We start from the raw sequence: 23972 nt of genomic DNA on the forward strand, positions 1-23972 counted from the left end.
GTATGCTTCTTGTGTACCTTGACTTTCTTACTGCCGGAGCTTTCTCTTCACGCGGCTGTGCGGTCGGAATTTTCGACGACGCGTTGTTTTCGGGAAGCGGTCGGGATGGTGGTGGAGAGCGGCGTCTTGCCCGGGTGCGACGGGCGGACCCAGGATGATCTCAATCTTCTCGGCCGTGCCGTGCGCCGCAGCTTCCGGGCGCTCGACAATGTCCGGCTGACGGTCATCAGCACCATCACGTCGTACCTGACCGTCCTGGTGTTCCTGGTGGGGCTGGTCGCCACTGTCCTGACCATGCAGAACATCGTCGGCATCGCCGCGACCTGGCGGGATTTCGACACCGGCCTCGGCCGTCGCCTCGACCTGTTCGCCGATCTGCGCGGCCATCTCGGCTATGGCGGGCTCGCGCAGCACTGGGCCGCCTGGCGGGCCGGCGACCCGGCGGCGCGGCAACGGGTCGCGCATGACATCGAGGAACTGCGCGCCATCCCGCCGGCCTGGCTCGGCGCCCGTCCCGGCGCGGAGGAGCAACAGGCGCTGGCCGAGGTGATGCGCCGCGTCGAGGGCTATGAGCGGGCGCTGGCGGCGGGGACGGACGCCGCGGGCGACGACACCGCGGCGGAACGCGCGCTGGAACGCATCGCCGCCATCCTCCGCCACGAGCGTGCCACCGGCGCGGCCGGGGTGGAGGACGCGATGTGGCGGCTCGGCGCCACGGTCAGTGGCGTGATGGCCTTCTCGGCGGTGCTGCTGGTCGGGCTGACCGTGTTCTTCTTCTGGTTCACCCGCATCCGCGTCGTCGCCCCGGTGCGCGCGGCCGCTGCCGCCATGCTCGCGCTGGCTGGCGGCGACACCGCCGTCGCGGTGCCCTTCACCGACAAGACCGACGAGATGGGCGACATCGCCCGCACCGTCGAGATCTTCAAGCGCAACGCCATCGAGCGCAACCGGCTGCAGCAGGAACACGCCCAGGCCGGGCACCGTATCGCCGCGCAGCGCCGCCAGGAGATGCTGCGCATCGCCAGCGCCCTGGAGGAACGGCTGCACGGCGTGGTCGCCGCGGTGCGCAAGGAAGCAAACGCCATCCACGGCTTCGCCGATGCCCTGACGGCCAACGCGCGCCACACCGAGCAGCAGAGCGCCGTCGTCGCCGCCTCCACCCGCGACGCCAGCGACAGCGTGGTCTCGGCCTCGAGCGCGGGGGCGGAGCTGACGCAGTCGGTGCACGAGATCTCGCGGCAGGTGGCGCAGGCGGCCGAGGTGGCGCACCAGGCGGCGGCGGAGGCGCAATCCGCCCATGCCACGATCCTGGAGCTGAACGCGGCGGCGCAGCGGATCGGCGACATCGTGCAACTGATCGACGCCATCGCCGGCCAGACCAACATGCTCGCGCTGAACGCCACCATCGAAAGCGCGCGGGTGGGCGAGTCCGGCAAGGGCTTCGCCGTCGTCGCCAACGAGGTGAAGGCGCTGGCGCGGCAGACCGGCGGCGCCACCGAGCAGATCAGGACCCAGGTCGGCGGTATGCAGGAACGCGCGCTGGAAACGGTCCGGACCATGGAGAGCATCGCCGAAACCATCCGCCGCGTCGACGAGATGTCCACCATCATCGCCGGCGCGGTCGAGCAGCAGGGTGCGGCCACCGCCGCGATCGCCGGCAACCTGGAGACGGCCTCGGCCAGCACCCGGCTGGTCACCGGCAGCATCTCCGGCGTCGCCGAGGATGCCGTCGGCACCGGCCGCATGGCCCGCGAGGTGTTCGGCGTCGCCACGTCGCTGGTGCAGGAGATCACCATGCTGGAGGAAACGGTCCGGGGCTTCCTCGCCGAGATCCGCGCCGGTGCCGCCGGGCAGCAGGAGGCGGACCATGCGGAAGCCGCGTAGCGTGCCGAGCACCGCCGATGCCATGCGCGCGCGGGCGATCCCGCGCCGCGAGATGCTCGGATTCTGCGCCTGCATGGCGACGATGCTGGGCCTCGGCCCCGGCGGCGGCGCGCGGCTCGCGCAGGCGATGGAGACCCGCCCGCGCGTGCCGGTGCTGTGGCTGCACGGCCTGGAATGCACCTGCTGTTCCGAAAGCTTCATCCGCTCCGGCCATCCGCAGGCTTCCGACATCATCCTGTCGATGATCTCGCTCGACTACGACGACACCATCATGGCCGCCGCGGGCGAGCAGGCGGAGGCGATCGTCGAGGAGATCATCCGCGACTACAAGGGCGGTTACCTGCTGGCGGTGGAAGGCAACGTGCCGCTCGCGCATGGCGGCTGGAACTGCATCGTCGGCGGCCGCACCTTCCACAGCCGGCTGGAGGAAGCGGCTCGCCACGCCCGCGCGGTGATTGCCTGGGGCACCTGCGCCTCGTTCGGCTGCGTGCAGGCCGCCCGCCCGAACCCGACGCAGGCGACGCCGATCTCGCGGCTGGTCAGCCATGTCCCGGTGGTCAACGTGCCCGGATGCCCGCCCATCGCCGAGGTGATGACCGGCATCCTGTCCTACATGCTGATGTTCGACCGGCTGCCGGAAGTCGACCGCAACCTGCGTCCGAAGATCTTCTACGGCCAGCGCATCCACGACAAATGCTACCGCCGCGCCCATTTCGACGCCGGGCAGTTCGTCGAAGCCTGGGATGACGAGGGCGCGCGCCAGGGCTTCTGCCTCTACAAGATGGGCTGCCGCGGCCCGACCACCTACAACGCCTGCGGCGCCACCGGCTGGAACGAGGGGCTGTCCTTTCCCATCCGCTCCGGCCATGGCTGCATCGGCTGTTCCGAGGACGGGTTCTGGGACCGCGGGCCGTTCTACGAGCGGCTGCCGACGCTCGCGCAGTTCGGCATCGAATCCACCGCCGACGGCATCGGTGCCGCCGCCCTGGCCGGCGTCGGCGCGGCGCTCGGTGGCAAGGTGGCGCTCACCGCCGGGCAGGGGCTGCTGCGCCGCTGCCGCCGGACCGCACCGGACGCGGACGAAACGCCATGATCCCGCCAGCGCCCCCGGCCCCCGCCGCCGGCCGCCGCGTGGTGATCGACCCGGTCACCCGCATCGAGGGCCATCTGCGCCTGGAGGTGAATGTCGACGCGGGCAACGTCATCCGCAACGCCGTTTCGGTCGGCACGATGTGGCGGGGGCTGGAGCTCATCCTGAAGGACCGCGACCCGCGTGACGCCTGGGCCTTCGCCCAGCGCGTCTGCGGGGTCTGCACCGGCACGCACGCGCTGGCCAGCCTGCGCGCGGTGGAGGACGCGCTCGGCATCACCATTCCGCCGAACGCCAACCTCATCCGCAACATCATGCTGATGACGTCGAACATCCACGATCACCTGGTGCATTTCTACCTGCTGCACGCGCTGGACTGGGTGGACGTGATGTCGGCGCTGAAGGCGGACCCGGCGGCGGCTTCCGCCTTCGCCGGGGCAGCCTCGCCCTGGCCGAAGGCCTCGCCCGGCTATTTCCGCTCGGTGCAGGAGAAGCTCGCGCGCTTCGTCGGGTCGGGCCAGCTCGGCCCGTTCCGCAACGGCTACTGGGGGCACCCGGCCTACCGGCTGCCGCCCGAGGTGAACCTGGTCGGCGTCGCCCATTACCTGGAGGCGCTGGATTTCCAGCGCGAGATCGTCAAGATCCACACGGTGCTGGGCGGCAAGAACCCGCATCCGAACTGGCTGGTCGGCGGGGTTCCCGCCGCCATCAACGCGCACGGCACCGGCGCGGTCGGCGCGCTCAATGTCGAGCGCATCGCGCTGGTGCGCGAGATCGCCGTGCGGGTGCGCGAATTCATCGACCAGGTCTATGTCCCCGACCTGCTGGCCATCGCCGGTTTCTACCGCGACTGGACCAGATGGGGCGGCGGGCTGTCGTCGCAGAACCTGATGGCCTATGGCGACTATCCGGTCCGCGCCAACGACCGGTCCGATGCCAACATGGGGATGCCGGGCGGGCTGATCCTCGGCGGCAACCTGCGGGAGCTGCGCCCGGTCGACCTGCGCGATCCCGGTGGCGTCCAGGAATTCGCCGTGCATTCCTGGTACAAATATCCCGACGAGGGCAGGGGGCTGCATCCCTGGGATGGCATCACCGAATGCGATTTCCGCCTCGGCCCGGCGGCGAAGACCGAGGGCGAGGTGTTGCGCCAGGTCGATGAGGCCGGCAAGTACAGCTACATCAAGGCGCCGCGCTACCAGGGCCACGCCGTCGAGGTCGGCCCGCTGGCCCGCCTGGTGATCGGCCATGCCGCCGGCCGGGCCGATCTGCGCGAACTGGTCGATGGCGCGCTGAAGCGTATCGATGCTCCCTTCGCGGCGCTGTTCTCCACGCTTGGGCGCACGCTGGCGCGCGCGCTGGAATGCCAGTGGCTGGCCGATCGCATGCTTGCCACCGTCGACGAGCTGATCGGCAACATCCGCAACGGCAATCTCGATACCGCCAACACGGAGAAATGGTCGCCTGCCACCTGGCCGGCCTCGGCCCGCGGCGTCGGCGCCTGCGAGGCCGCGCGCGGCAGCCTCGGGCACTGGGTGCGCATCGAGGCGGGGCGCATCGCCAACTACCAGTGCGTGGTGCCCACCACCTGGAATGCCTCTCCGCGCGACACGACCGGGCAGATCGGCGCCTACGAGGCGGCGTTGCTCGGGGTGCCGCTCGCGGATCCGTCGGCGCCGCTGGAAGTGCTGCGGGTGGTGCACAGCTTCGACCCGTGCATGGCCTGCTCCACCCATCTCTTCGGCCCGGACGGGGCCGCCATCGTCGGCGTGGAGGTGCAGTGATGCGTCGCCGCGGCTACGCCAGGCTGCCGGACGAGGGGGAGCTGCCCTCGGCCTATATCCACGACGTGCCCAGCCGCATCTGGCACTGGGTGAACGCGCTGTGCATCGTGGTGCTCGCCGTCACCGGCTACCTGATCGGCACGCCGCTGCCCTCCGCGGCCGGGGACACCTCGTCGCTGTACGTGATGGGCTGGATCCGCTTCGCCCATCTCGCCACCGGCCAGGTCTTCGCCGTGGCCTTCCTGGCCCGTGCCACCTGGGCCTGGGCCGGCGGCGGCTATGCCGGGCAGTTGTTCCTGCCGGCGATTTGGCGCCGCTCCTGGAGCGACGGCTTCGTCGAACAATGCCGGCTGGCCGTCTTTGGCTCGCCACGTCCGCCGCGCTATCTCGGCCTGAATCCGGCCGCGGGCTCGGCCATCTTCGTGCTGTTCGTCGTGCCGGCGGTGATCGTCATCCTGACCGGCTTCGGCATGCTGGCGGAGGTCAAGGGGCATGGATCCTGGACGCATCTGGCCTTCGGCTGGATGACCACGCTGTTCGGCAACACGCTCGATCTGCACCTGGTCCACCGGCTGTGCCTGTGGGCGCTGCTGTGCTTCGTCGCGATGCACGTGGTCATGATGGTCGACGAGGACGTCACCGGCCGGCAGAGCGTGGTGTCCACCATGCTCTCGGGCTGGCGGAGCTTCCGGCCATGAGCGGGGGCGGGGGAACGCTGGTGCTGGGCGTGGGCAACCGGCTATGGGCGGACGAGGGCGTCGGCCCGTACCTCGCCGACCTGCTGGCCACGCGCGTCCGGGTGACGGACGGCGCCATCCTGGATGGCGGCACCCAGGGCATCTTCCTGCTCGCGCGGATCGCGGAGGCACGGCGCCTGCTGCTGCTGGATGCGGTCGAACTGGGCCTGCCGCCGGGCGAGGTGGTGGTGGTGCGCGGCGCCGGGCTGGAGGCGTTCTTCGGCTGCCGGGCGCTGTCGTTGCACCAGACCTCGCTGCGTGACCTGCTCGCCGCGGCCGGGCTGATCGACTGCCTGCCGCGGGAGGTGGTGCTGGTGGGCGTGCAGGTCGCCGATACCGGCACCTGGGGGGGCACGCTCAGCCCGCCGGTCGCCGCCGCCTGCCCGCGCGCGGTGGCGCAGGCGCTGGCCATCCTGCGGCGCTGGGGGGCGGTCGAGGACATTCCGGCCGAGGCGTCCGCCGAGGACGCGCCGGCCGGGTGAGGACGCCCCCGGCAACGGAACGATAGCGACGCTGGCGGCTGCCGGGCGCGGGAAACAGTATCCGCGAAATAACAACTTATAATTGAATCACGCTTCAGTATTGTATACCAATACGTGTGCCGCCCGGAGATCCGTGGGGGTGTTGTCAACGGTCCGGGGCCGAAGTGATGGTTGGTTTGAAGCAGAAGACGCGTCCGTCCGCGCAGCGGGCCGGATCTTCGATGGCTCGTCCGCAAAAAACGAGCGCAGCCCTGCAGGCATTGACGGAAAAGGCCGTGCGGCATCATCAGGCCGGCCGCCTGGACGAAGCGGAGCGTCTCTACCGTCAGGTGCTGGCTGTCGATCCCCGCCATGCGGACAGCCTCCATCTGCTGGGGCTGGTCAGCCACCAGCGGGGCCACATGGCCGAGGCGGTGGATCTGATCGCCCGTGCCATCGGCCTGCGGGGCGCGGTGCCGGTCTATCATGCCAATCTCGCCGTCGTGCTGAAGGCGCAGGGGCGTGCGGAGGCAGCGCTGGCCGCCCGGCAGGCGGTGGCGCGCCTGCAGCCGGAATCGGCCGAGGCGCAGCTCAACCTGGCGCTCGCGTTCGGCGATCTCGGCCGGCTGGCCGAGGCGGAGGCCGCCTGCCGGGCCGCCTTGCGCCTGGCGCCGGACAACGGCGCGATCCATGCCCGGCTCGGAGACGTTCTCAGGATCATGGGGCGCTGCGGCGAAGCGGCCCCGGCGTACCAGGCCGCCTTGCGCCTCTGCCCCGGGGACGGGGAGACCTGGTCCAATCTCGGCGTGGCCCTGGCCACGGCGGGACGTCCCGGGGAAGCCGTGGCCGCCTTCGAGACCGCTGTGCGCCTGCGGCCGGATCTGGGTGAGGTGCATGCCAATCTCTCTTTGGCGCTGGCCGAGCTGGGGCGGGCGCCGGAAGCCGTCGCCGCCGGCGCGGTGGCGGTGCGGCTGCGCCCGGAGGTTGCGGGGTTCCATCTCAATCTGGGGGTCTCGCTGTCGATGCTGCGCCGTCTCGACGAGGCGATCGCGGCGTATCGCACCGCGCTTCGCCTTGATCCGGACTGTGCCGACGCGCACTACAACCTGGCCACGGCGCTGCTGGCGCAGGGGCAGATGGAAGCGGGGCTGCGCGAATTCGAATGGCGCTGGCGCATGCCGCAGATGCGCAACGCCTGCCGGCGCTTTCCGCAGCCCCGCTGGCAGGGGGAAGCGGCCCCGGGGCGCACGCTGCTCGTGCACGCCGAGCAGGGCTACGGCGACACCTTGCAGTTCTGCCGCTATGGCACGCTGGCGGCGGAACGGGGGCTGAGGGTGGTCATGCAGGTGCAGCGGCCGCTGCTGCGGCTGATGCGCAGCCTGCCCGGGGTGGATCTGCTGGTGGCGAACGACGAGGTCCCGCCCGCCTTCGACCTAGAATGCCCGATGATGAGCCTGCCGCTGGCGGTTGGAACAACGCTCGAAACCATCCCGGACAGGACGCCCTACCTGCAGGCCGACCCGGCGGAGCTGGCGGCCTGGCAGGCCCGCCTGCACGCCCTGGCCCCGGAGGGGCGGCGGGTCGGGGTGGTGTGGGCCGGCAATCCGCGCGCGCACCTCGCCGCCGCGGCGGCGGTCGACCGCCGCCGTTCGATGCCCATGACCATGCTGGCGCCGCTGCTTGAGGTGCCCGGCGTGCGGTTCTTCAGCCTGCAGATGCCGCCCGTCCCCGAGGCGCCGCTGATCGACCTCATGGGAGAGGTGCGTGACTTCGCCGATACCGCCGCCCTGATCGGGGCGTTGGATCTCGTGATCACGGTCGATACCGCCGTCGTGCATCTGGCCGGGGCGCTGGGCAGGCCGGTCTGGCTGCTGGATCGTTTCGATGCCTGCTGGCGCTGGCTGATCGACCGTCGCGACAGCCCCTGGTACCCGACCCTGCGGCTCTATCGCCAGTCGCAGCCGGGGGAATGGGGCAGTGTCATGGAAGCGGTGGCGCGGGATCTGCGGGCCTTCGCCGGATAAGGGGGCGCGGACGGGTGGGGGCCGGGACAGGGATCCTGGCCCGGCCCGGCCTTGCCCGCGCGCCCGGCGAAGCGCATGCCGGGCTCCTACGCGGCGCGGATGCCGTCGAGGAACTGGCTGACCTCGGTGTGCAGGCTTGCCGACTGGCGCGCGAGGTCGCCCGCGGCAACCAGCACCTGCCCGGCGGCAGTGCCGGCCTCGGCCGAGGCGGCGGTGACCATCGCCACCCGCTCCGACACCACGCCGGTATGCCGGGCCGCGTCGGCAGCGCTGCGCGAGATCTCGCCCACGGCAGCGGTCTGCTGCTCGACCGCGGCGGCGATGCCGGTGCCGACCTCGCTGATCGCGGTGATCGAGGTGGTGATGCGGCGGACCGCCTCGACGGCGCGCCCGGTGCTGCCCTGGATCGCGGCGATCTGGCGGGTGATCTCGTCGGTGGCGCGCGCGGTCTCGCCGGCCAGGTTCTTCACCTCGCCCGCCACCACGGCGAAGCCGCGGCCGGCTTCCCCGGCGCGCGCCGCCTCGATGGTCGCGTTCAGCGCCAGCAGGTTGGTCTGCCCGGCGATCGAGGAGATCAGTTGCACCACCTCGCCGATGCGTGCGGCCGCCTCGGTCAGCTCGGTGACGTTGGCGTTGGTGGCGCGCGCCTCGGCGGTCGCCTCCGTCACCATCCGGCTGGAGCGGCCGACCTGCTGGGCGATTTCCGACAGCGAGGCGGCCAGTTGCTCGGCGGCGGCGGCGACGGTCTGCACGTTGGCGCTGGCCTGGCGCGCGCCCTCGGCCGAGCCGAGCGCCTGGCGGCTGGTGGTCTCGGCGAGACCGGCCATGCCGTGGGCGGTGGTGTCGAACTGGCTGGCGGCGGTGGTCAGGGTCTTCAGCACGCCGCTGACCGAGTGCTCGAAGCGGGTGACCAGCTCGGTGAGGCGGGCGGTGTGGTGGTCCTTGGCGTGGCCTTCCTCCTGCTGGCGGGCGGCGGCGTCATCGGCGGCGCGCAGGTCGCGGCGGAACTGCTCCAGCGCCTGGGCCATGATGCCGATCTCGTCGTGGCGGTCGCGGCCGACCACCTCGATGTCCGGCTCGCGGGCGGCGACCTGGCGCATCTGCTGCGCCAGCGCCAGGATCGGGCGACAGGTGTGGGTGACGGTGAGGATGCCCCCGGTGGCGGAGATGCCGGCGGAGACCGCCAGCGCCCCGGCGATCAGCCACAGGCCGAAGGTGTAGGTGCTGTGGGTCTCGCCGACGCCGGTCCAGGCTTCCAGCACGATCATCTGGCGCATGGTGTTGGTCGCATCGAGGAATTTCTGATAGGCGCCCTGGCCGGCCTCGGCGATGATCCTGCCGGCGTCCGGCTTGCGGCCGCCGCGCGAGGCGTCGAGCACGGAGGCGGCGATGCCGCGGTACTGCTCCCAGGCCGCGCGGGCGGTGTCGAGCAGGCGGCGTTGCTGGGCGGCGGAGAAGGTGGTTCCGGCGCCGGCGAAGAAATTGTCGATCAGCGTGTTCTCGTCGGCGAGCTGGCCCTCGATCGCGGCCATTTCCTTGGGCTCGGTGCTGATGACATGGCGCAGCAACAGGCGATTGTGCTCGTTCACCTCCGCGCGCAGGTCGGCGAGCACGCTGACATGCGGCAGCAACTCGGCGCCGAAGCGCGCGGCGACGGCATTCAGCCGGTCCGTCTGGTGCAGCGAGATCAGGCCAAGGACGAAGCAGGCGAGGAAAGCTGCGGCGAAGCCTGCGAGAATCCGGATGCGGAGGGTCATGCGTTGGTCCTGGGGGTCGCGCCTTGGCGCGACGGGAAAGGCTACGGTCCGGAGTAATGGCGCCGGTATGGGAGGCGCGATCAACCAATAAGTTGATAAGAAACGGGGGGTTTTATTGGTTTGATTTTGCACTTCAAGGCAAGGGCTCCGCCCTTGACCCGGCAGGGGTCAGGGGACCCCTGCACCCCAATCGCGCTGCGCGGCACGGAATGCGACCCAGGCAACGCCCCGCTATGCGGCGCAGCTTCGCACCGCCTGCACCACGGACTCGCGCAATGCCCCCATCAGCCCCGCGAGCGAGGTGGCGTCGCCGTGCATGGTGGCGGCGCTTTGGTCGGTGTGGCCCGCCTCGGCCGAGACCTCGGCGGCGCGGGCGGAAATGCCGTTGGCCGCGGTGGCGGCGTCCGTCACCTTGCGGGCGATCTCGGCGGTGGCGGTGCCTTGTTGCTCGACCGCCGCGGCGATCGAGCCGGCGATCTCGTCGACTTCGCCGATGGTGCGTTCGATGCGGCCGACCGCGGCCACCGACTGTTCGGTGGCGCTGCGGATTTCCTCGATCTGGCGGGCGATTTCCTCGGTGGCGCGGGCGGTCTGGCCGGCCAGGGCCTTGACCTCGCCGGCGACCACGGTGAAGCCGCGCCCGGCTTCCCCGGCGCGCGCCGCCTCGATCGTGGCGTTCAGCGCCAGCAGGTTGGTCTTCGCGGCGATCTCGGTGATCATCCCGGCGGCGTTGCCGATGCGGGCGACGCGGTCATTCAGCGTCGCCATGATCGTGCGCGTGTCGTGGCTGCCGGCGACGGCCTGGCGTGTCACCATCGCGGACTGGCTGACCTGCTGGGCGATCTCGCGGATCGACGCGGCGAGCTGTTCGGCCGCGCTGGCGGCCGCCTGGGTGTTGACCATGGTCTCCGCCGCCGCGCCGGCGACGCCACTGGCCGCGCTGCCGGTACGGCTGGCCGAGCCCTGCATGGAGGTGGCCGCCTCCGCCATCGCCTGCACGCGCCGGGTGACCTCGGCCATCGCCGACGCGGTCGTCGCCTCGACCGTGTCCGCCATCGCCGCCATCGCCTGCCGCTTTTCCGCCGCCGCCCGCTGCTGGTCGCGTTCCTGTTCGGCGGCGAGGCGTTGCGCGCGCAGCACGTGTTCCCTGAAAGCCCGCACGGCATCGGCCATCTCGCCGATCTCGTCGGCGCGGCCGACATGCGGGACCTCGGTGTCCGGGGTGCCGCCCAGGATGTCTTGCGCGGTCCGCCGCAGGTCGCGCAGCGGGCGGCTGATCGAGGTGGCGATGAACCAGGCCAGGCTCGCCGAGATCGTCAGCACGGCAAGCGTCAGGCACAGGCTCCAGGTCATCCGCTGCTGCATGCCGTCGATGCGGGCGGCAAGCAGGTGGTCGAGTTCCCGCGACATCGCGTCCCACACGGCGCGCGCCTGCAACTGCACCTGCCATTCCGCCTCGCGCAGCGTTGCCGCCTCGGGCGGTGGGGCATCGGCCGTGGCGGCGGCATCGAGCAGGCGGGCATAGGCGCGGACCGGTTCCTGGAACCGTGCCAGCAGCCCGGACAGCGCCGTGCGCACGCTGCCGTCCGGGTTGCCGCGCAGCGCGGCGGCGACGTCGCTGTCGAGCCCGTCCAGCACGGTGGACAGTTCGCCACCGGCGCGCAGCAGGCGGACCGTCTGCGCCGGCGTGGGCGCCCGGCTCTGCCGCAGGTCGAGCGCGGCGTCGAGGGCACGGCTCGCGGCCAGCACCAGCGCCGGCAGCTTCTGCGTCACCAGGTCCTGCATGTAGAAGCTGTCGAGATCGGGATCGAGGGTCAGGTTGGAGCCGTCGGCCACCTGGGTCAGGTGGTCCTTCACCGCGTCGAGCGCCGTGTCCAGGGCGGCGGCGGCGGCGCGGTCGCGCGGCAGGGCGAGCGCGGCGTCGATGGCCAGGGCGGCCTTGTCGGCGGCTGCCTCCGCGGCCATCGTCGCGGCATGCTCGGCCATGGCCGCGCGCACGGCCCGTTGCGCCGGTGCCATGGCATCGGCCGTGGCGCGGCCGTCGGCGATGTCGACCAGCACGTTCAACTGCGCCCGCAGCGCCGCCACGTAGCTGACGCCCACCTGTTCCTTCGTGGCGAAGACGATGTCCTTGCGCGTCTGCGCCACGAACAGGAAGGTCAGGAAGCCGATCGGGACCAGGAACAGCAGGCAGAGCAGCAACAGCTTGGCCTGGACCTTCATCCCGGCCAGCCATCGGTGCGGAGGGAGCATGGGCGGGTTCCGTTCAGGTCCGGTCGCGCGCCTGGGCGGCTGCCGGAGGTGGACGCCTGCGCCGCTGCTTACCCGGATACAGGGTGAGTGACAACCAATAAGTTGCTGATGAAAGTTATATATAACGACTTTGGATTTCGGGATGACCGGTTGGCGCGCCAGGCCGCCGGGCTCAGGATGGCAGGCGGCTCCTGACCACGACGACGGGATGGCCGAGGCGCGCCCCGCGGAAATGGGCGGCCTGCGCCGCGTGCGCGTCCAGGCGGTGCGGCGCGAGCCGTTCCTCCAGCGCGTGGATGCGCGCGCCGGCCTCGGCGGGCGAGAGGCCCGCGAAGGCGTGTTCGAGCACCGGGACCGGATAGAAGAAGAACGGCCCCAGCCCACGCCCCTGGTGCACGGCGTAGCCGCCGATCACTTCCTCCGGCTCCGACTGGACCTTCCAGGTGCAGGTGAGGATTTCCGGCACGAAGCCCGCGACCTCGGCCGTCACCAGGATGTCGCGCACCGGCACCCGCACGCCGATCGAGGACAGCACCGTGCCGCCGGCGCCGAGGAAATGCCGCGCCTGCCGCAGGGCGAGGTAATGTAGCGCCAGCAGATTGTCGGTCACCACCCCGGGCAGCGGCTCGCGGCGCGGCGCCACGAAGGTGGCGCTGGTCTGGCGGACCTGCAGCGACGCGCCCGTGGCGAGCGGGATGTTGGGCAGGTTCTCGTAGATCACGTCGAATTCCACGTCCTGGCCGAGCAGGGGGTGCAGCAGGTCGCCCGTGCCGGCGACGATGCGCAGCCGCTCCGGCGCGAGCAGGTTGCGGCGCAGATTGCCGGCGGCGGCGTCCACCACGTCGGCATGCAGGTCGGTCAGCCCGATCAGGTCGGGGGCGAGGATCTCGGCCGCGGCGATGGCGTCGAGCCCGGACCCGGTGCCGATCGAGCAGAAGCCGCGCACGTCGCGTCCCTCGCGCGCGAGGGCATGGCGCAGCGCGAGGAAGGCGGGCACCGCGACCGAGGCGACCCAGTCGCTGCGCGGGTCTTCCACCTTGGGCAGGTAGGAATGGTCCGTCAGGTCCACCTGAAGCTGCGGATGGATGCGCTGCAGGTCGTCGATGCCGAGGAAGCGCTCCGCATCCACGGCGATGCGGCGGCGCGGCACGGCCTGCTGGAAAGCGGTCATCTGCGGTTTCCTCGTGGCTGTGGGTGGGCGCGTTGGGTGACCAGCAGCAATCCCGTCGCGACGATGCCGATGCCGAGCCAGTCGGACGGGCGGATCGGGGTGCCGAACGCGGCCCAGGACAGCAGCACCCCGAAGACCGGGTTGAGCAGGTGGAACGAGGAGGCGACGCCCGGCCCGGCGTCGCGCACCAGGCGGAACCACAGCAGCATCCCCCCGATCGACACCACCGCGGTGAGATAGGCGAGCGAGCCGAGCAGCGCCGGCGCCGGCTGCACGGCCTGCAGCGGCACCAGCAGGCCGACGCAGACCAGCAGCGCCGCGCCGCCTGACAGAGATTGCAGGAAATTGACCAGCAGCGGGTCGGCGGCGACGAGATGGGCGCGGTAATAGACCGTGCCCGCGGCGAAGGAGAGCGTGCCGCAGGCGGCCATCGCCAGCCCGAGCGGCGAGGCTTCCCCCACCGGCCGCGTCGCCACGATCAGCAGGATGCCGGCGAAGCCCACCATGATCCCGGCCAGCCGCCACGGGGTCAGCCGCTCCAGCCCGATCGCCGCGGCCAGCGCCGTGGTCAGGAACGGGCCGGAACTGATCACGATGACGACCAGGCCGGGCGACATGTACTGCAGCGCCTCGAAAGAGAGGCCGAGATAGACGGCATTGTTGAGCAGCCCCAGCACCAGCGCCTTGCGCACCAGCAGGCCGGGCATGGCGAAGGGCCGGTCGAGCAGCCATTGCAGCGCCGCCAGGATCGCCCCCGTCATCAGGAAGCGCACCGTCAGCAGCGCCAGCGGATCCATGTAGGGCAGGCCGAACTTCCCGGCCACGAAGGCCGAGCTCCAGATCGCGCTGAAGGCCACGCCGGTGGCGGCGACGGCGGCCAGGTTGCGCGGCGGCGCCTGGGTCGTTTGTGTCATGGCGGCAAGGATCGCGGGCGGGCGGCGCGCAACAAAATGCGTTCGGCGCGACGCATAATCGATTTTCTGAATGATCACTGGCGTGTGATAAGCTCGGCCGGAGCAGCCATCCCGCAGTCCCGGAGACGATCATGGCCGATGACCCGCGACGCCTGACGCTCGAGCAGATGCGCGCCTTCCTGGCCGTCGTCGAGGATGGCGGTTTCCACCATGCCGGGACGCGGCTGCACCGCTCCCAGGCGGCGATCACCCATCGCCTGCAGGCGCTGGAGGAGGTGTTGCAATGCCAGTTGGTGATCCGCCGCCAGGGGCGGGTCACCCGGCTGACCGAGGCGGGCCAGCGCTTCCTGCACCATGCCCGTGACGTGCTCGATCGCGTGGACGCGGCGATGGATTCCGTGCGCCGCGACGAGTTCAAGGGCAAGCTGCGGGTCGGCGTGCCGGATGATTTCGCCATCGAGCACCTGATCCAGGCGGTCCGGCGCTGCGTCGCTTCCAACATGCGGCTGCAGTTGGACGTGGTGTCCGATCTCTCGGCGCGGCTGTCGCGGATGATGGAGGAGAACGCGCTCGACCTGGCCTTCATCAAGCGGCTGTGCCGGTCGCGCGGCCCGGGGCGCGGCGGCGTGCGCATCGTGGTGGAGCCGCTGCTGTGGGTGGCGGATCGCGAGGTGGCGCTTGCGGATTTCGACGAGGTGCCGCTGGTCGTGTTTTCCGAAGGCTGCGTCTACCGCGAAGCCGCGGCGACGGCGCTGGCGCGGATCCGCAAGCCCTGGCGCGCCTCCTACAGCAGCACCAGCTACGAGACGGTGCGGCGCGCCGTTTCGGCGGGGCTCGGGGTCGGTATCCTGCCGCGCAGCGCGCTGGCGCCGGGCCACTGCATCCTGGACGCGCAGCGCGGCTTTCCCCCCTTGCCGGAGATGGAACTGACCGCGGTGGTGGCGCCGCACGGCCAGCACCGGCTGGCTTCCCAGGTCGCCGCCTACATCGCCAGGACCTGCGCGACGCCGTGGAAGGAAACGCTGGGGGAGGCGCGCGGCCGGGCGGCGTGATCCGGTGTTGACGGGATGCGGATGACGGGCGTATCGAGCCGTATCGGCACGGGATTGTTTCCCGTCGCCCGCTCGGGAGCCTGGATGTCGGAGATTGTGACCGGCCGCTGATGCCTCGCGGTTGCGGGACATCATGCGAAGCCTGACCGGAGCAGCGCCCATCATGGTGCGCGCCCGGTGCTGTCCTTTCGCGACGTCTGGCCTGGACTTCCGACATGAATCTCTCCAGGGGAGAACAGCGCGTCCTGCACGTGCTGGCCCAGGGCGGCCATATCCGCCACGACCATTCCACCCGTACCCGCATCATCGCCGTCCATTGCGTCACCCGTGACGGCTACCGTTTGGGTGATTGCACGCTCGGCATCTTCGCGCGGCTGCGGCGCAAGCGCCTGATCGAATCGCATGATGGCGGCCCCTACCGCATTTCGCGGGCAGGCCGCGCCGCCGTGCGGCCGCAGCCCGACAACCGGTGACGGGGCCACATGATTCCGTCACGCCACGCTGCATCCGGGACAGGCAGGATGCACATCCGGCTTCGCGACGAATGGCCGGCGCCGTGAGCCCCAGGGCTGTTCGACGCCAGCGGCCTGACGTGCCCCTTGCATGTTGCCGCAACGGGTGCGCGCCACAATAAGTAGGCGTAATGCGCATTATTTCACCGGGAAGCCGTTGATACTTTCTGGTGAAATAGTGTGGCATTATCGATGGATCGATATACGATGCCGTTAAATGCATTCCATTTGAGGGATGAGTGGTCAATGATGCTTCGTCTGAAACTGACCGCCGTGGCATTCATCCTCATGCTGACCCAGGCATGGGCGGGCTCGCCGGAACTGGCGGTGTGCATGGACCATGTTGATCTCGGGGCGCTCAAGACGACGCAATGGATTGCATGCCAGGAGCAGGAACTGGCGCGGCAGGATCATCGGCTCAACGCCGAATACAAGAAGCTGCGATCTCAGGTTGCTGTAACAGGCAAAGAAAATGTCAACATGCTGATTGGTGCCCAGCGTCAATGGCTTGCCTTCAGGGAAGCCTGGTGCAATTTCGAGGCGGCGTTCGCCGGAGCGCCCGGCCCCGCGTTCAACCGCGTCGCCTGTATGGTTGATCTGACCACGGCGCAGGCGGACAAACTTCATTCCTCATTGCAATAGATTAAGTAAAAATCGAATAGTCGCCAGGGCTTCTGCTGCCGGTTCGCCGGGACATGCGTGGCGCCTGAATTCGTAAATAAAAAATTCCAACGTCGTGGCGATGTGGTTCGTCTGCTGAATATTGCAGAGACACATCCGTCATAACGACTGAAAATCCGCCTGCCGCATCATTGCCGCTTGTGGCCTTGCTCCGCGCGGACAATGGTCATGCGACTTCCGCCCGCGCCGGCCTGCCCGGCCGGGGGCCGGGAGGGAAAACAGCGAGAGCCATCAATGTCAGACGAAACCCTCGCGCCGACAGCCGTTGGCGACGTCGCCGCCCGTCAGCTCGCGAACGCGACCAAGACCGTGCCGATGATGTCGACCATCACGCCGCGGTGGCTGGTGCGGTGCCTGCAATGGTTGCCCGTCGAGGCCGGCATCTTCCGGCTGAACAAGGTGCGCGACGCCTCGCATGTCACGGTGGACTGTTCGGCGCAGGACGAGCGCGACCTGCCGCAGACCTTCGTCGACTACGAGGAAAAGCCGCGCGAGTACATGCTGACGGCGGTGACGACGGTGGTGGATGTCCACACCCGCATCTCCGATCTCTACAGCGTGCCGCATGACCAGATCGCCCAGCAGCTCCGCCTCACCATCGAGGCCATCAAGGAACGGCAGGAAAACGAGCTGGTCAACAACCGCAGCTACGGCCTGCTCAGCAACGCCGCGCCGGAGCAGCGGATCAGCACCCGCACCGGTGCCCCCACCCCCGACGACCTCGACGAGCTGATCACCAAGGTCTGGAAGGAGCCCGGCTTCTTCCTGGCGCATCCACGGGCGATCGCCGCGTTCGGCCGCGAATGCACCCGCCGCGGCGTGCCGCCGGCCACCATCACCATGTTCGGCTCGCCCTTCCTGACATGGCGCGGCATTCCGGTGGTGCCCTGCGACAAGCTCGCGGTGGAGGACGGCCGCACCAACATCCTGCTGCTGCGCACCGGCGAGGTGCGGCAGGGCGTGGTCGGACTCTACCAGCCCAATCTCGCCGGCGAGCAGAGCATCGGCCTGTCGGTGCGCTTCATGGGCATCAACCGCAAGGCGATCGCGTCCTACCTGGTCTCGCTTTACTGCTCGTTGGCCGTGCTGACCGACGACGCCCTGGCGGTGCTCGAGAACGTGGAAGTGGGCAAGTACCATGCTTACCCGGACACCTATGCCTGAGCCCGAGGGCCACGGACTGCCGGACCTGGCGTGGCTGACGCAACTGGCGAACGAGATGTTCCACGCGCTGCCGACCAGCCCCGGATCGCCCGGCCCGCTGCCTTCGGGCGGGGTGCCGGCCGGCGTGGTGCCGGCGGGGGCCCCGACGACAGGGCTGCCGACGACAGGGCTGCCGAGGACGGCGGTGCCGACGGGGGCGTTCGGGGGGCCTGGCGTGTCACCGGCCTCGACGCCATTGCCCGACGCGCCGGACCCCGGCCTCGCCGCCCCCGGCATCGGGGGCGCCCATGCCGCGGCGGCACCGCTGGCGGCCCGCGTGCCGCCGCCGCTGCCCCGTTCCCCGACGCTGCCGGGCGTGACGGCCGGTCCCGCCACGCTGGGCGGCATTGGCCTCGCCCCGCCTTCGGCGCCGCTGCCTGCGGCCGGGCCGCCGGTGCCCCCCGGCACGTCGTTCTACTTCCTCGACGAGGGCCACCGGGGCGCGGCCGCGCTGCCCGATCCCACCGTGCCCGGCGCTTCTGGTCCTGGCCCCTCTGTTCCTGACGTGGGGCAGGGGACCGGCGCGGCGCTGGCAGCCGCGGCCCCGCTGACGGCCCGCGCGGTGCCGGCCTTGCCGCCGGTGCCGGCCTTGCCGGGGGTCTCGGGGCCACCCGGCGCGCAGGGCGGTTTCGGCGCCCCCCCGCCCGCGTCCCCGCTGCCCGTCGTGCCGGCGCTCGGCCCGGCCATCCCGGGGCAGGAGGCATTGCAGGCGCTGCTCATGCCGGCCCTGCCGCCGCCCCAGGCCCGGCCCGCGCCGTCCCCGGGCGGCCCGACGCCCTCGCTCTATTTCCTCCAGGATCTGGACGGGGGCGGGGTGCCGGCCGGGGCGATGCCCGCCTCCACGCCGGGGGCCGGCTTCGATCCGCACTCCCGCCGCGGCGACTTCCCGATCCTGGCCGAACGGGTGAACGGGCGGCGGCTGGTCTGGCTCGACAACGGCGCCACCACGCAGAAGCCGCGCGCGGTGATCGAGCGGCTGGTGCGGTTCTACGAACACGAGAACTCCAACATCCATCGCGCCGCGCACGAGCTTGCCGCCCGTGCCACCGATGCCTACGAGGGGGCCCGCGAGGTGACGCGGCGCTTCCTGAATGCGAGCGCGCCCGAGGAGATCGTGTTCGTCCGCGGCACCACCGAGGGCATCAATCTGGTCGCGCAGAGCTGGGGCCGGCGCTTCATCGGCGCGGGCGACGAGATCGTCATCACCTGGCTGGAGCACCACGCCAACATCGTGCCGTGGCAGATGCTGGCCGAGCAGACCGGGGCGAAGCTGAAAGTGGCGCCGGTCGACGATGACGGGCAGGTGGTGCTCGATGCCTATGCCAACCTGCTCGGGCCGCGGACGAAGCTGGTGGCGTTGACGCAGGTATCGAACGCGCTTGGTACCATCACGCCCGCGCAGGCGATGACGGCGATGGCGCACGCGGTCGGGGCACGGGTGCTGATCGACGGGGCGCAATCGGTGGCGCATATGCGCACCGACGTGCAGGCGCTCGGCTGCGACTGGTTCGTCTTCTCCGGCCATAAGGTGTTCGGCCCCACCGGCATCGGCGCCGTCTACGGCCGGCGCGACGTGCTGGCGGAAACCCCGCCCTGGCAGGGCGGCGGCAACATGATCCGCGACGTCACCTTCGAGTACACCGAGTACCAGGACCCGCCCGCCCGCTTCGAGGCCGGCACCGGCAACATCGCCGATGCCGTGGGGCTGGGGGCGGCGCTCGACTACGTCCAGCAGGCCGGGCTGGAGGCGATCGGCGCGCACGAACACGCGCTGCTGGAACATGCGCTGCATGACCTCGCGCATGTCCCCGGCTTGCGCCTGTTCGGCACCGCGGCGGAGAAGGCCGGGGTGATTTCCTTCGTGATCGACGGGCTCGACACGCAGGAGATCGGCAAGGCGCTCAACCGCGAGGGCATCGCCGTACGAGCCGGCCATCACTGCGCGCAGCCGATCCTGCGGCGCTTCGGGGTGGAGGCGACGGTGCGGGCCTCGCTCGCGCTCTACAACACCCATGACGACGTCGATGCCCTGGTTGCCGCGGTGCGCCGGATCCGCACCGGCATCACCGGCCTCGGCTGATCCCCTCCGCGTCCCGGGAGACCCCGATCATGTCACGTCCACAGCCCCAGCTTGGCCACCTGACCCTGGTCTCCCGGGATCCGCGCGATCTCTGCGACTTCGCCGACGCCCTGTGGACGCGGCTGCGGCGGGAGGCGGAGGAGTCCTTCCACCGCGCCCCGCAACTGGCGCCGCTGTTCCTCGATTCGATCCTCAACCAGCCGAGCTTCGATGCGGCGGTGTTCCATCGCGTCGCCGCGCGGCTGAAGAACGAGGTGATCTCGCTGCCGCTGATCGTGCAGGCCTTCCATCGCGCGGTGCGCGCCGAGCCCGACATCGCCACCGCCATCCGCGCCGACATCACCACCGTCTTCGAGCGCGATCCCGCCTGCGGGCGGTTCATCGAGCCGTTCCTCTATTTCAAGGGATTCCACGCCATCCAGTCGTACCGGCTGACCCACTGGCTGTGGGCCGCCGGCGAATATGACTTCGCGCTGTACCTGCAAAGCCGTGCCTCCGAGGTGTTCCAGACCGATATCCACCCGGCGGCCCGGCTGGGCCGGGGGATCTTCCTCGATCATGCCACCGGGCTGGTGGTGGGCGAGACCACGGTGGTCGAGGACGATGTCTCGATCCTGCAGGGCGTGACGCTGGGCGGCACCGGCAAGGAGGCCGGCGACCGTCACCCGAAGATCCGGCGCGGCGTGATGATCGGCGCGGGGGCGAAGATCCTCGGCAACATCGAGGTCGCCGAGAACGCGCGCATCGCCGCCGGTTCGGTGGTGCTGCGGCCGGTGCCGGCCCATACCACCGTCGCCGGGGTGCCGGCGCGGGTGGTGCGCACGGATACGCCCGCCCAGCCCTCGCGCACCATGGACCAGATCCTGCAGGACCTGGCCTACGAGTCCTTCAGCTACTCGATCTGATGCCGGCACCCCGAAGGGCTGACCGGTATGCGCGCGGGGATGGTGGGGCGGCCGCGCGCGAAAACAAAGACATGCCAGCCGGCCGCCCGCACCCAAATGGGTCAAGATTTCGGCTGGTTGGTATGGGTGCCAGAAAGAAACGAACCGGGGTCTGGTGCGCAATCTTTGGTTTCATTGCATGAAAACAAAATAATCTGGACATGGAATCTTAGATATATGTATTATCATTTTTTGAGTGCTTTGGTGAGGCACTCCCTAAGGATATAAATAAGTAACCATTCATACCAGTCGCCAGCGACCGAAACCTGTCCATCTGGTCCGGATAAGTCGATCTCACCGTCTCCTGTCAGGGAGATGGGTTTTGATCAACGACGGTTGGTATCAGCTGGCAGAGACATCATCCAATGTCCGAGAAGACTATCAAGGAACTGGTCGACGCCGCACGCGCTGTTGCACAAGGTCATCGGACCGGCCTGCCGAGCGTCATCGGCACGCAACTCCTGGCCCAGGCCACGAAGGCCGGCGCCCCCGAAGACCCCGATGCAGGCAGGCGCTTCGTGAACGCGCTGTCCCGATCCCTGGCGGACGGCTGGCTCTCCGCCCGTACCGCTGCCTGCATGCTCGACGTGACCGTCGAGGAAGTGCACGCGCTGTGTCACCACCATGACGAGGACATTCTCGTCGATTCCTGAATCGCCGCGGCGTCGTTTCCCCTTGGCGCGGCGCTGACGCCGCGACGCAGCGGACGAAGATCGTCCCGGCCCGCGGAAGGTCGGCTTCCGCGGGCCGGGATGCGGCGTTCAGGCCTCGCCCGTCGCCGCCGCCGCGTCGCCGCCTGTCCCCAGCCGTGCCGCCAGCCAGTGCACCAGTGGGTTGGCGCTGATGCCATGGGCGAGCACGCTGAGCGCCACGGTGCAGGCCACCGTCAGGATCAGCGTGTCGTTGCCGGGCAGGTGCTCGTCGAGCACGATGATGCCGAAGACGATGCTGGCGAGGCCGCGCGGCCCGAACCAGCCGATGAACAGTTTCGCCGCCAGGCTGGTGCCGGTGCCGATCAGGCACAGGAACACCGGCAGCATGCGGATCACCGTGAGGCTCAGCGCGGCGTAGGCGAGCGTGGGCCAGGTGACGCGCGCGAGCAGCGGGCCGATCGCGGCGGCGCCGAACAGCACCCAGGTCAGCAGCGCCAGCGCTTCCCCGGTATTCTCGGTGCCACGCAGCAGCTTTTCCTTGCGCGCGTGCGGAGAGGGGCTGAGCAGCAGGCCGCCGGTGAAGCAGGCGATGAAGCCGCTGCCGCCGATGGCCTGCGCCAGCGCGAAGCAGGCGGCGGCGAGGGCGGCGAGCGGGATGTCGCGCCAGGACTCGCTGGTCCAGCCATGCCGCTCGGCGCGGTCGAGCAGCCACATGCCGCCGGCGGTCAGCGCCAGCCCGACTGCCAGCCCGATGCCGATTTCCTCGGCGACCACGAAGACCACGTGCGCGGGCGTGCCACCCTCGATCTGCGTGCCGATGGCCAGTCCCAGCAGGATCACCACCAGCGGCACGCAGATGCCGTCGTTCAATCCGCTCTCCACGTTCAGCCCTTCGCGGATGCGCGCGGGGACAGCGGCATTCGTCACTACCGGCCGGCCGAGCGCCGCGTCGGTCGGCGCGAGCATCGCCGCGAGCAATCCCATCTCCAGGGGATCAAGCCAGGGGAAAAGCCAGAAGGCGGCGGCGGCGCCGAGGATCACCGTCAGCGGCAGGCCGATCAGCAACAGGCGTTGCGGAATGCCGAGATTGGCACGCAGCACGCGAAAATCGGCGTTGGCGGCATCGGAGAACAGCACCATGGCCAAAGTCAGCTCGGCCAGGATGCGCAGGGGCTCGGCGATGAGCTGCAACTGCAGCAGGCCCAGCCCGTCCTTGCCGAGCGCGAGCCCGGCCAGGGTGAAGATGATCGGGCCGCTGAGCCAGGAGCGCTCGACCCGGCCGGCCACGAAGGCATAGGCCAGCAGGAAGGCAGCCAGCACGGCGATGTTCTGGTACAGGCTCTGTGCCACCATGGCGATGGTCCCGGTTGAAGGCGTTGCGTGGCGCTTGCGAAACGGGAGAGAGGCGACCCGAGTATAGCCCGCCCGCTCGTCCGGGGTGGAAGGTCCGGGATCGCTATTGTGGAGTGGCGGCAGGCCGGCGGGTCAGTCCAGGCGCCGCAGCTCCATGGCCCTGACACGGGCCACGGGGAGGCGGCTCTGCTGCGACGGGCGCGCGACACCCGCCTCGATGGTCAGCCGTGCCTGCCCGTTGGAGGGCAGGTCGTACCGCACCAGATCGCCATTGTCCCGGGCAAACTCGAAGCTCCGGCCATCCAGCTCGACGGATCTGCGCTCCGATGCGCCCCGTGGCTGGTCCGGGGTGCGGCGGGCCTCGACGATCTCGGCGCGGTCGCCCACCGCGCTCAGCACGACCAGGATGGTGTCCGCCTCGGGTGTCGTGGCCCAGGCGCCGGCCAGGCCCGGCGGCCCGGCTTGCGGCCCCAGGGCGAGGCCGGCCGGAAGCGGGATATTCCGGGTGTTCGCCAGCGCGTACGCGGCCATCAGCCGGGCATCGCCGGTCTGGGGCCTGGTCTCGCGTGGCGGCAGCGGCGGTGCCAGTGCCAGGACCGGCTGCAGTGCCGGCGACGGCGCGGCCGGGCGCAGGATGACATCGGCGGCGATCGAGCTGTCGACGAAGGGCCGCTGCCGTCCTCCGGTGCTGGTTTCCACGTCGCGGGTGACGCGGGCCATCACCTGCATGATATCGAGGCTGGGACTGGGGAGATGTTGCAGCAGCGCCGTGGTGAACGGGCTGTTGGCGCCGTCGCCATCGTCGGCGACCTGGTCCGGGGCCGTCGCATAGGCGACCAGGGTGCTGCTTCCCGGCCGCGGCTGCAGGCTCATCTCCCGCGCGAGGCCCTGGCTGGCCCCGAAGGACCGCGTTCTCGGGATAAAGGGATTGTTCCGGCACGCATCGAGAAAGATCATCTGGACCCGGGCGCCGGCGATCGCCTGCCGCACCGCATCGAGGCTGACGGCGCGGGCGAGGGTGTGGGCGGCGGGGTCCGTCCCGGCCGGCGGCGCGGGCATGTCAACCGGGACAAGCAGGTTCGTGCCCCGGATCTGCATGCCGTGCCCGGCATAGAACACGATGGCGATCTCGGCCCGCGATGCGTCCGAGGAGAACCGCGCGATCGCCTGCTGCATGTCCCGCAGGCGGCCGTCGAGCAACGGCGTCACGGCGAAGCCCAGCCCGGCCAGCATCGATGCGACCGCCCGGGCGTCGCGCGGCGGGTTCGGCAGTTCGTTGCCGGCTTCGTATTTGCCGTTGCCGAGCACGAGGGCGATGCGCTGGCCCCGGGCCGCCCCGCTGCCGGCGAGCATGAGGGCCAGCAGCAGGACGAAGCCCGCGAGCCGGTGCCGTGCCGGTCGGGGCGAAGCCATCGCCGC

19 protein-coding genes are annotated in these 23972 nt (G+C 70.3%); 13 read left to right on the plus strand and 6 right to left on the minus strand.

Features of this window, described 5'->3' with window-relative positions; genetic code table 11:
* The first annotated feature begins 105 nt into the window (after positions 1-105).
* The 6 genes from NBY65_RS19210 to NBY65_RS19235 all read left to right on the plus strand — a co-directional run bounded on the left by NBY65_RS19210 (position 106) and on the right by NBY65_RS19235 (position 7980).
* Positions 106-1884, plus strand: coding sequence for a methyl-accepting chemotaxis protein (locus NBY65_RS19210; RefSeq protein ID WP_150040240.1), 1779 nt, complete (start codon positions 106-108; stop codon positions 1882-1884).
* On the plus strand, positions 1868-2977 hold the full coding sequence (locus NBY65_RS19215; protein WP_150040239.1) for a hydrogenase small subunit: 1110 nt from the start codon (positions 1868-1870) through the stop codon (positions 2975-2977). Before NBY65_RS19210 ends, NBY65_RS19215 begins: the two co-directional genes overlap by 17 nt.
* Positions 2974-4758, plus strand: coding sequence for a nickel-dependent hydrogenase large subunit (locus tag NBY65_RS19220; RefSeq protein WP_150040238.1), 1785 nt, complete (start codon positions 2974-2976; stop codon positions 4756-4758). Before NBY65_RS19215 ends, NBY65_RS19220 begins: the two co-directional genes overlap by 4 nt.
* On the plus strand, positions 4758-5456 hold the full coding sequence (gene cybH / locus NBY65_RS19225; RefSeq protein WP_150040237.1) for a Ni/Fe-hydrogenase, b-type cytochrome subunit: 699 nt from the start codon (positions 4758-4760) through the stop codon (positions 5454-5456). Before NBY65_RS19220 ends, cybH begins: the two co-directional genes overlap by 1 nt.
* Complete coding sequence (locus NBY65_RS19230; protein WP_150040236.1) at positions 5453-5977, plus strand: hydrogenase maturation protease; 525 nt, start codon at positions 5453-5455, stop codon at positions 5975-5977. The genes cybH and NBY65_RS19230 overlap by 4 nt, the downstream gene beginning before the upstream one ends.
* A 221-nt stretch (positions 5978-6198) precedes the next feature.
* Positions 6199-7980 carry a tetratricopeptide repeat protein gene (locus tag NBY65_RS19235; protein WP_275266280.1) on the plus strand — a complete coding sequence of 594 codons (1782 nt, stop codon included), beginning with the start codon at positions 6199-6201 and terminating at the stop codon, positions 7978-7980.
* 86 nt (positions 7981-8066) lie between these two features.
* On the opposite strand, the gene NBY65_RS19240 is transcribed toward NBY65_RS19235, so the two are convergent.
* The 4 genes from NBY65_RS19240 to NBY65_RS19255 form a co-directional block, all read right to left on the minus strand.
* Positions 8067-9737 (minus strand): methyl-accepting chemotaxis protein, encoded by a 1671-nt coding sequence (locus NBY65_RS19240; RefSeq protein WP_150040234.1) that lies wholly within the window; start codon positions 9735-9737, stop codon positions 8067-8069.
* A 231-nt stretch (positions 9738-9968) separates the two neighbouring features.
* Positions 9969-11990, minus strand: coding sequence for a methyl-accepting chemotaxis protein (locus tag NBY65_RS19245; protein WP_150040233.1), 2022 nt, complete (start codon positions 11988-11990; stop codon positions 9969-9971).
* Positions 11991-12162: 172 nt separating this feature from the next.
* Complete coding sequence (locus NBY65_RS19250; protein WP_203330442.1) at positions 12163-13161, minus strand: class I SAM-dependent methyltransferase; 999 nt, start codon at positions 13159-13161, stop codon at positions 12163-12165.
* Positions 13158-14075 carry a DMT family transporter gene (locus NBY65_RS19255; RefSeq protein WP_150040232.1) on the minus strand — a complete coding sequence of 306 codons (918 nt, stop codon included), beginning with the start codon at positions 14073-14075 and terminating at the stop codon, positions 13158-13160. The genes NBY65_RS19250 and NBY65_RS19255 overlap by 4 nt, the downstream gene beginning before the upstream one ends.
* A 131-nt stretch (positions 14076-14206) precedes the next feature.
* Here NBY65_RS19255 and NBY65_RS19260 point away from each other — a divergent pair, with 131 nt between their 5' ends.
* The 7 genes from NBY65_RS19260 to NBY65_RS19290 all read left to right on the plus strand — a co-directional run bounded on the left by NBY65_RS19260 (position 14207) and on the right by NBY65_RS19290 (position 21200).
* Positions 14207-15127, plus strand: coding sequence for a LysR substrate-binding domain-containing protein (locus NBY65_RS19260; protein WP_150040231.1), 921 nt, complete (start codon positions 14207-14209; stop codon positions 15125-15127).
* A 215-nt stretch (positions 15128-15342) separates the two neighbouring features.
* A complete protein-coding gene (locus tag NBY65_RS19265) occupies positions 15343-15600 on the plus strand; it encodes a YjhX family toxin (protein ID WP_150040230.1) in 258 nt (85 codons plus the stop codon).
* 285 nt (positions 15601-15885) lie between these two features.
* A complete protein-coding gene (locus NBY65_RS19270; RefSeq protein WP_162530491.1) occupies positions 15886-16281 on the plus strand; it encodes a lysozyme inhibitor LprI family protein in 396 nt (131 codons plus the stop codon).
* 273 nt (positions 16282-16554) lie between these two features.
* Positions 16555-17484 (plus strand): family 2A encapsulin nanocompartment shell protein, encoded by a 930-nt coding sequence (locus tag NBY65_RS19275; protein ID WP_150040228.1) that lies wholly within the window; start codon positions 16555-16557, stop codon positions 17482-17484.
* Positions 17477-19603, plus strand: coding sequence for a family 2A encapsulin nanocompartment cargo protein cysteine desulfurase (locus NBY65_RS19280; protein WP_239002740.1), 2127 nt, complete (start codon positions 17477-17479; stop codon positions 19601-19603). The genes NBY65_RS19275 and NBY65_RS19280 overlap by 8 nt, the downstream gene beginning before the upstream one ends.
* 29 nt (positions 19604-19632) lie before the next feature.
* Positions 19633-20508, plus strand: a complete 876-nt coding sequence (gene cysE, locus NBY65_RS19285; protein ID WP_150040227.1) for a serine O-acetyltransferase — start codon at positions 19633-19635, stop codon at positions 20506-20508.
* 404 nt (positions 20509-20912) lie between these two features.
* A complete protein-coding gene (locus NBY65_RS19290; protein WP_150040226.1) occupies positions 20913-21200 on the plus strand; it encodes a hypothetical protein in 288 nt (95 codons plus the stop codon).
* Positions 21201-21308: 108 nt separating this feature from the next.
* Here the strand turns inward: NBY65_RS19290 and NBY65_RS19295 are convergent, their stop codons facing one another.
* Both NBY65_RS19295 and NBY65_RS19300 read right to left on the minus strand, forming a co-directional pair.
* Positions 21309-22553 (minus strand): cation:proton antiporter, encoded by a 1245-nt coding sequence (locus NBY65_RS19295; RefSeq protein WP_150040225.1) that lies wholly within the window; start codon positions 22551-22553, stop codon positions 21309-21311.
* 132 nt (positions 22554-22685) lie between these two features.
* Positions 22686-23966: a caspase family protein gene (locus tag NBY65_RS19300; RefSeq protein WP_150040224.1), complete on the minus strand. Its 1281-nt coding sequence runs from the start codon at positions 23964-23966 to the stop codon at positions 22686-22688.
* Positions 23967-23972: the final 6 nt, after the last annotated feature.

It is taken from the genome of Rhodovastum atsumiense, assembly GCF_937425535.1.
GTDB lineage: Bacteria > Pseudomonadota > Alphaproteobacteria > Acetobacterales > Acetobacteraceae > Rhodovastum > Rhodovastum atsumiense.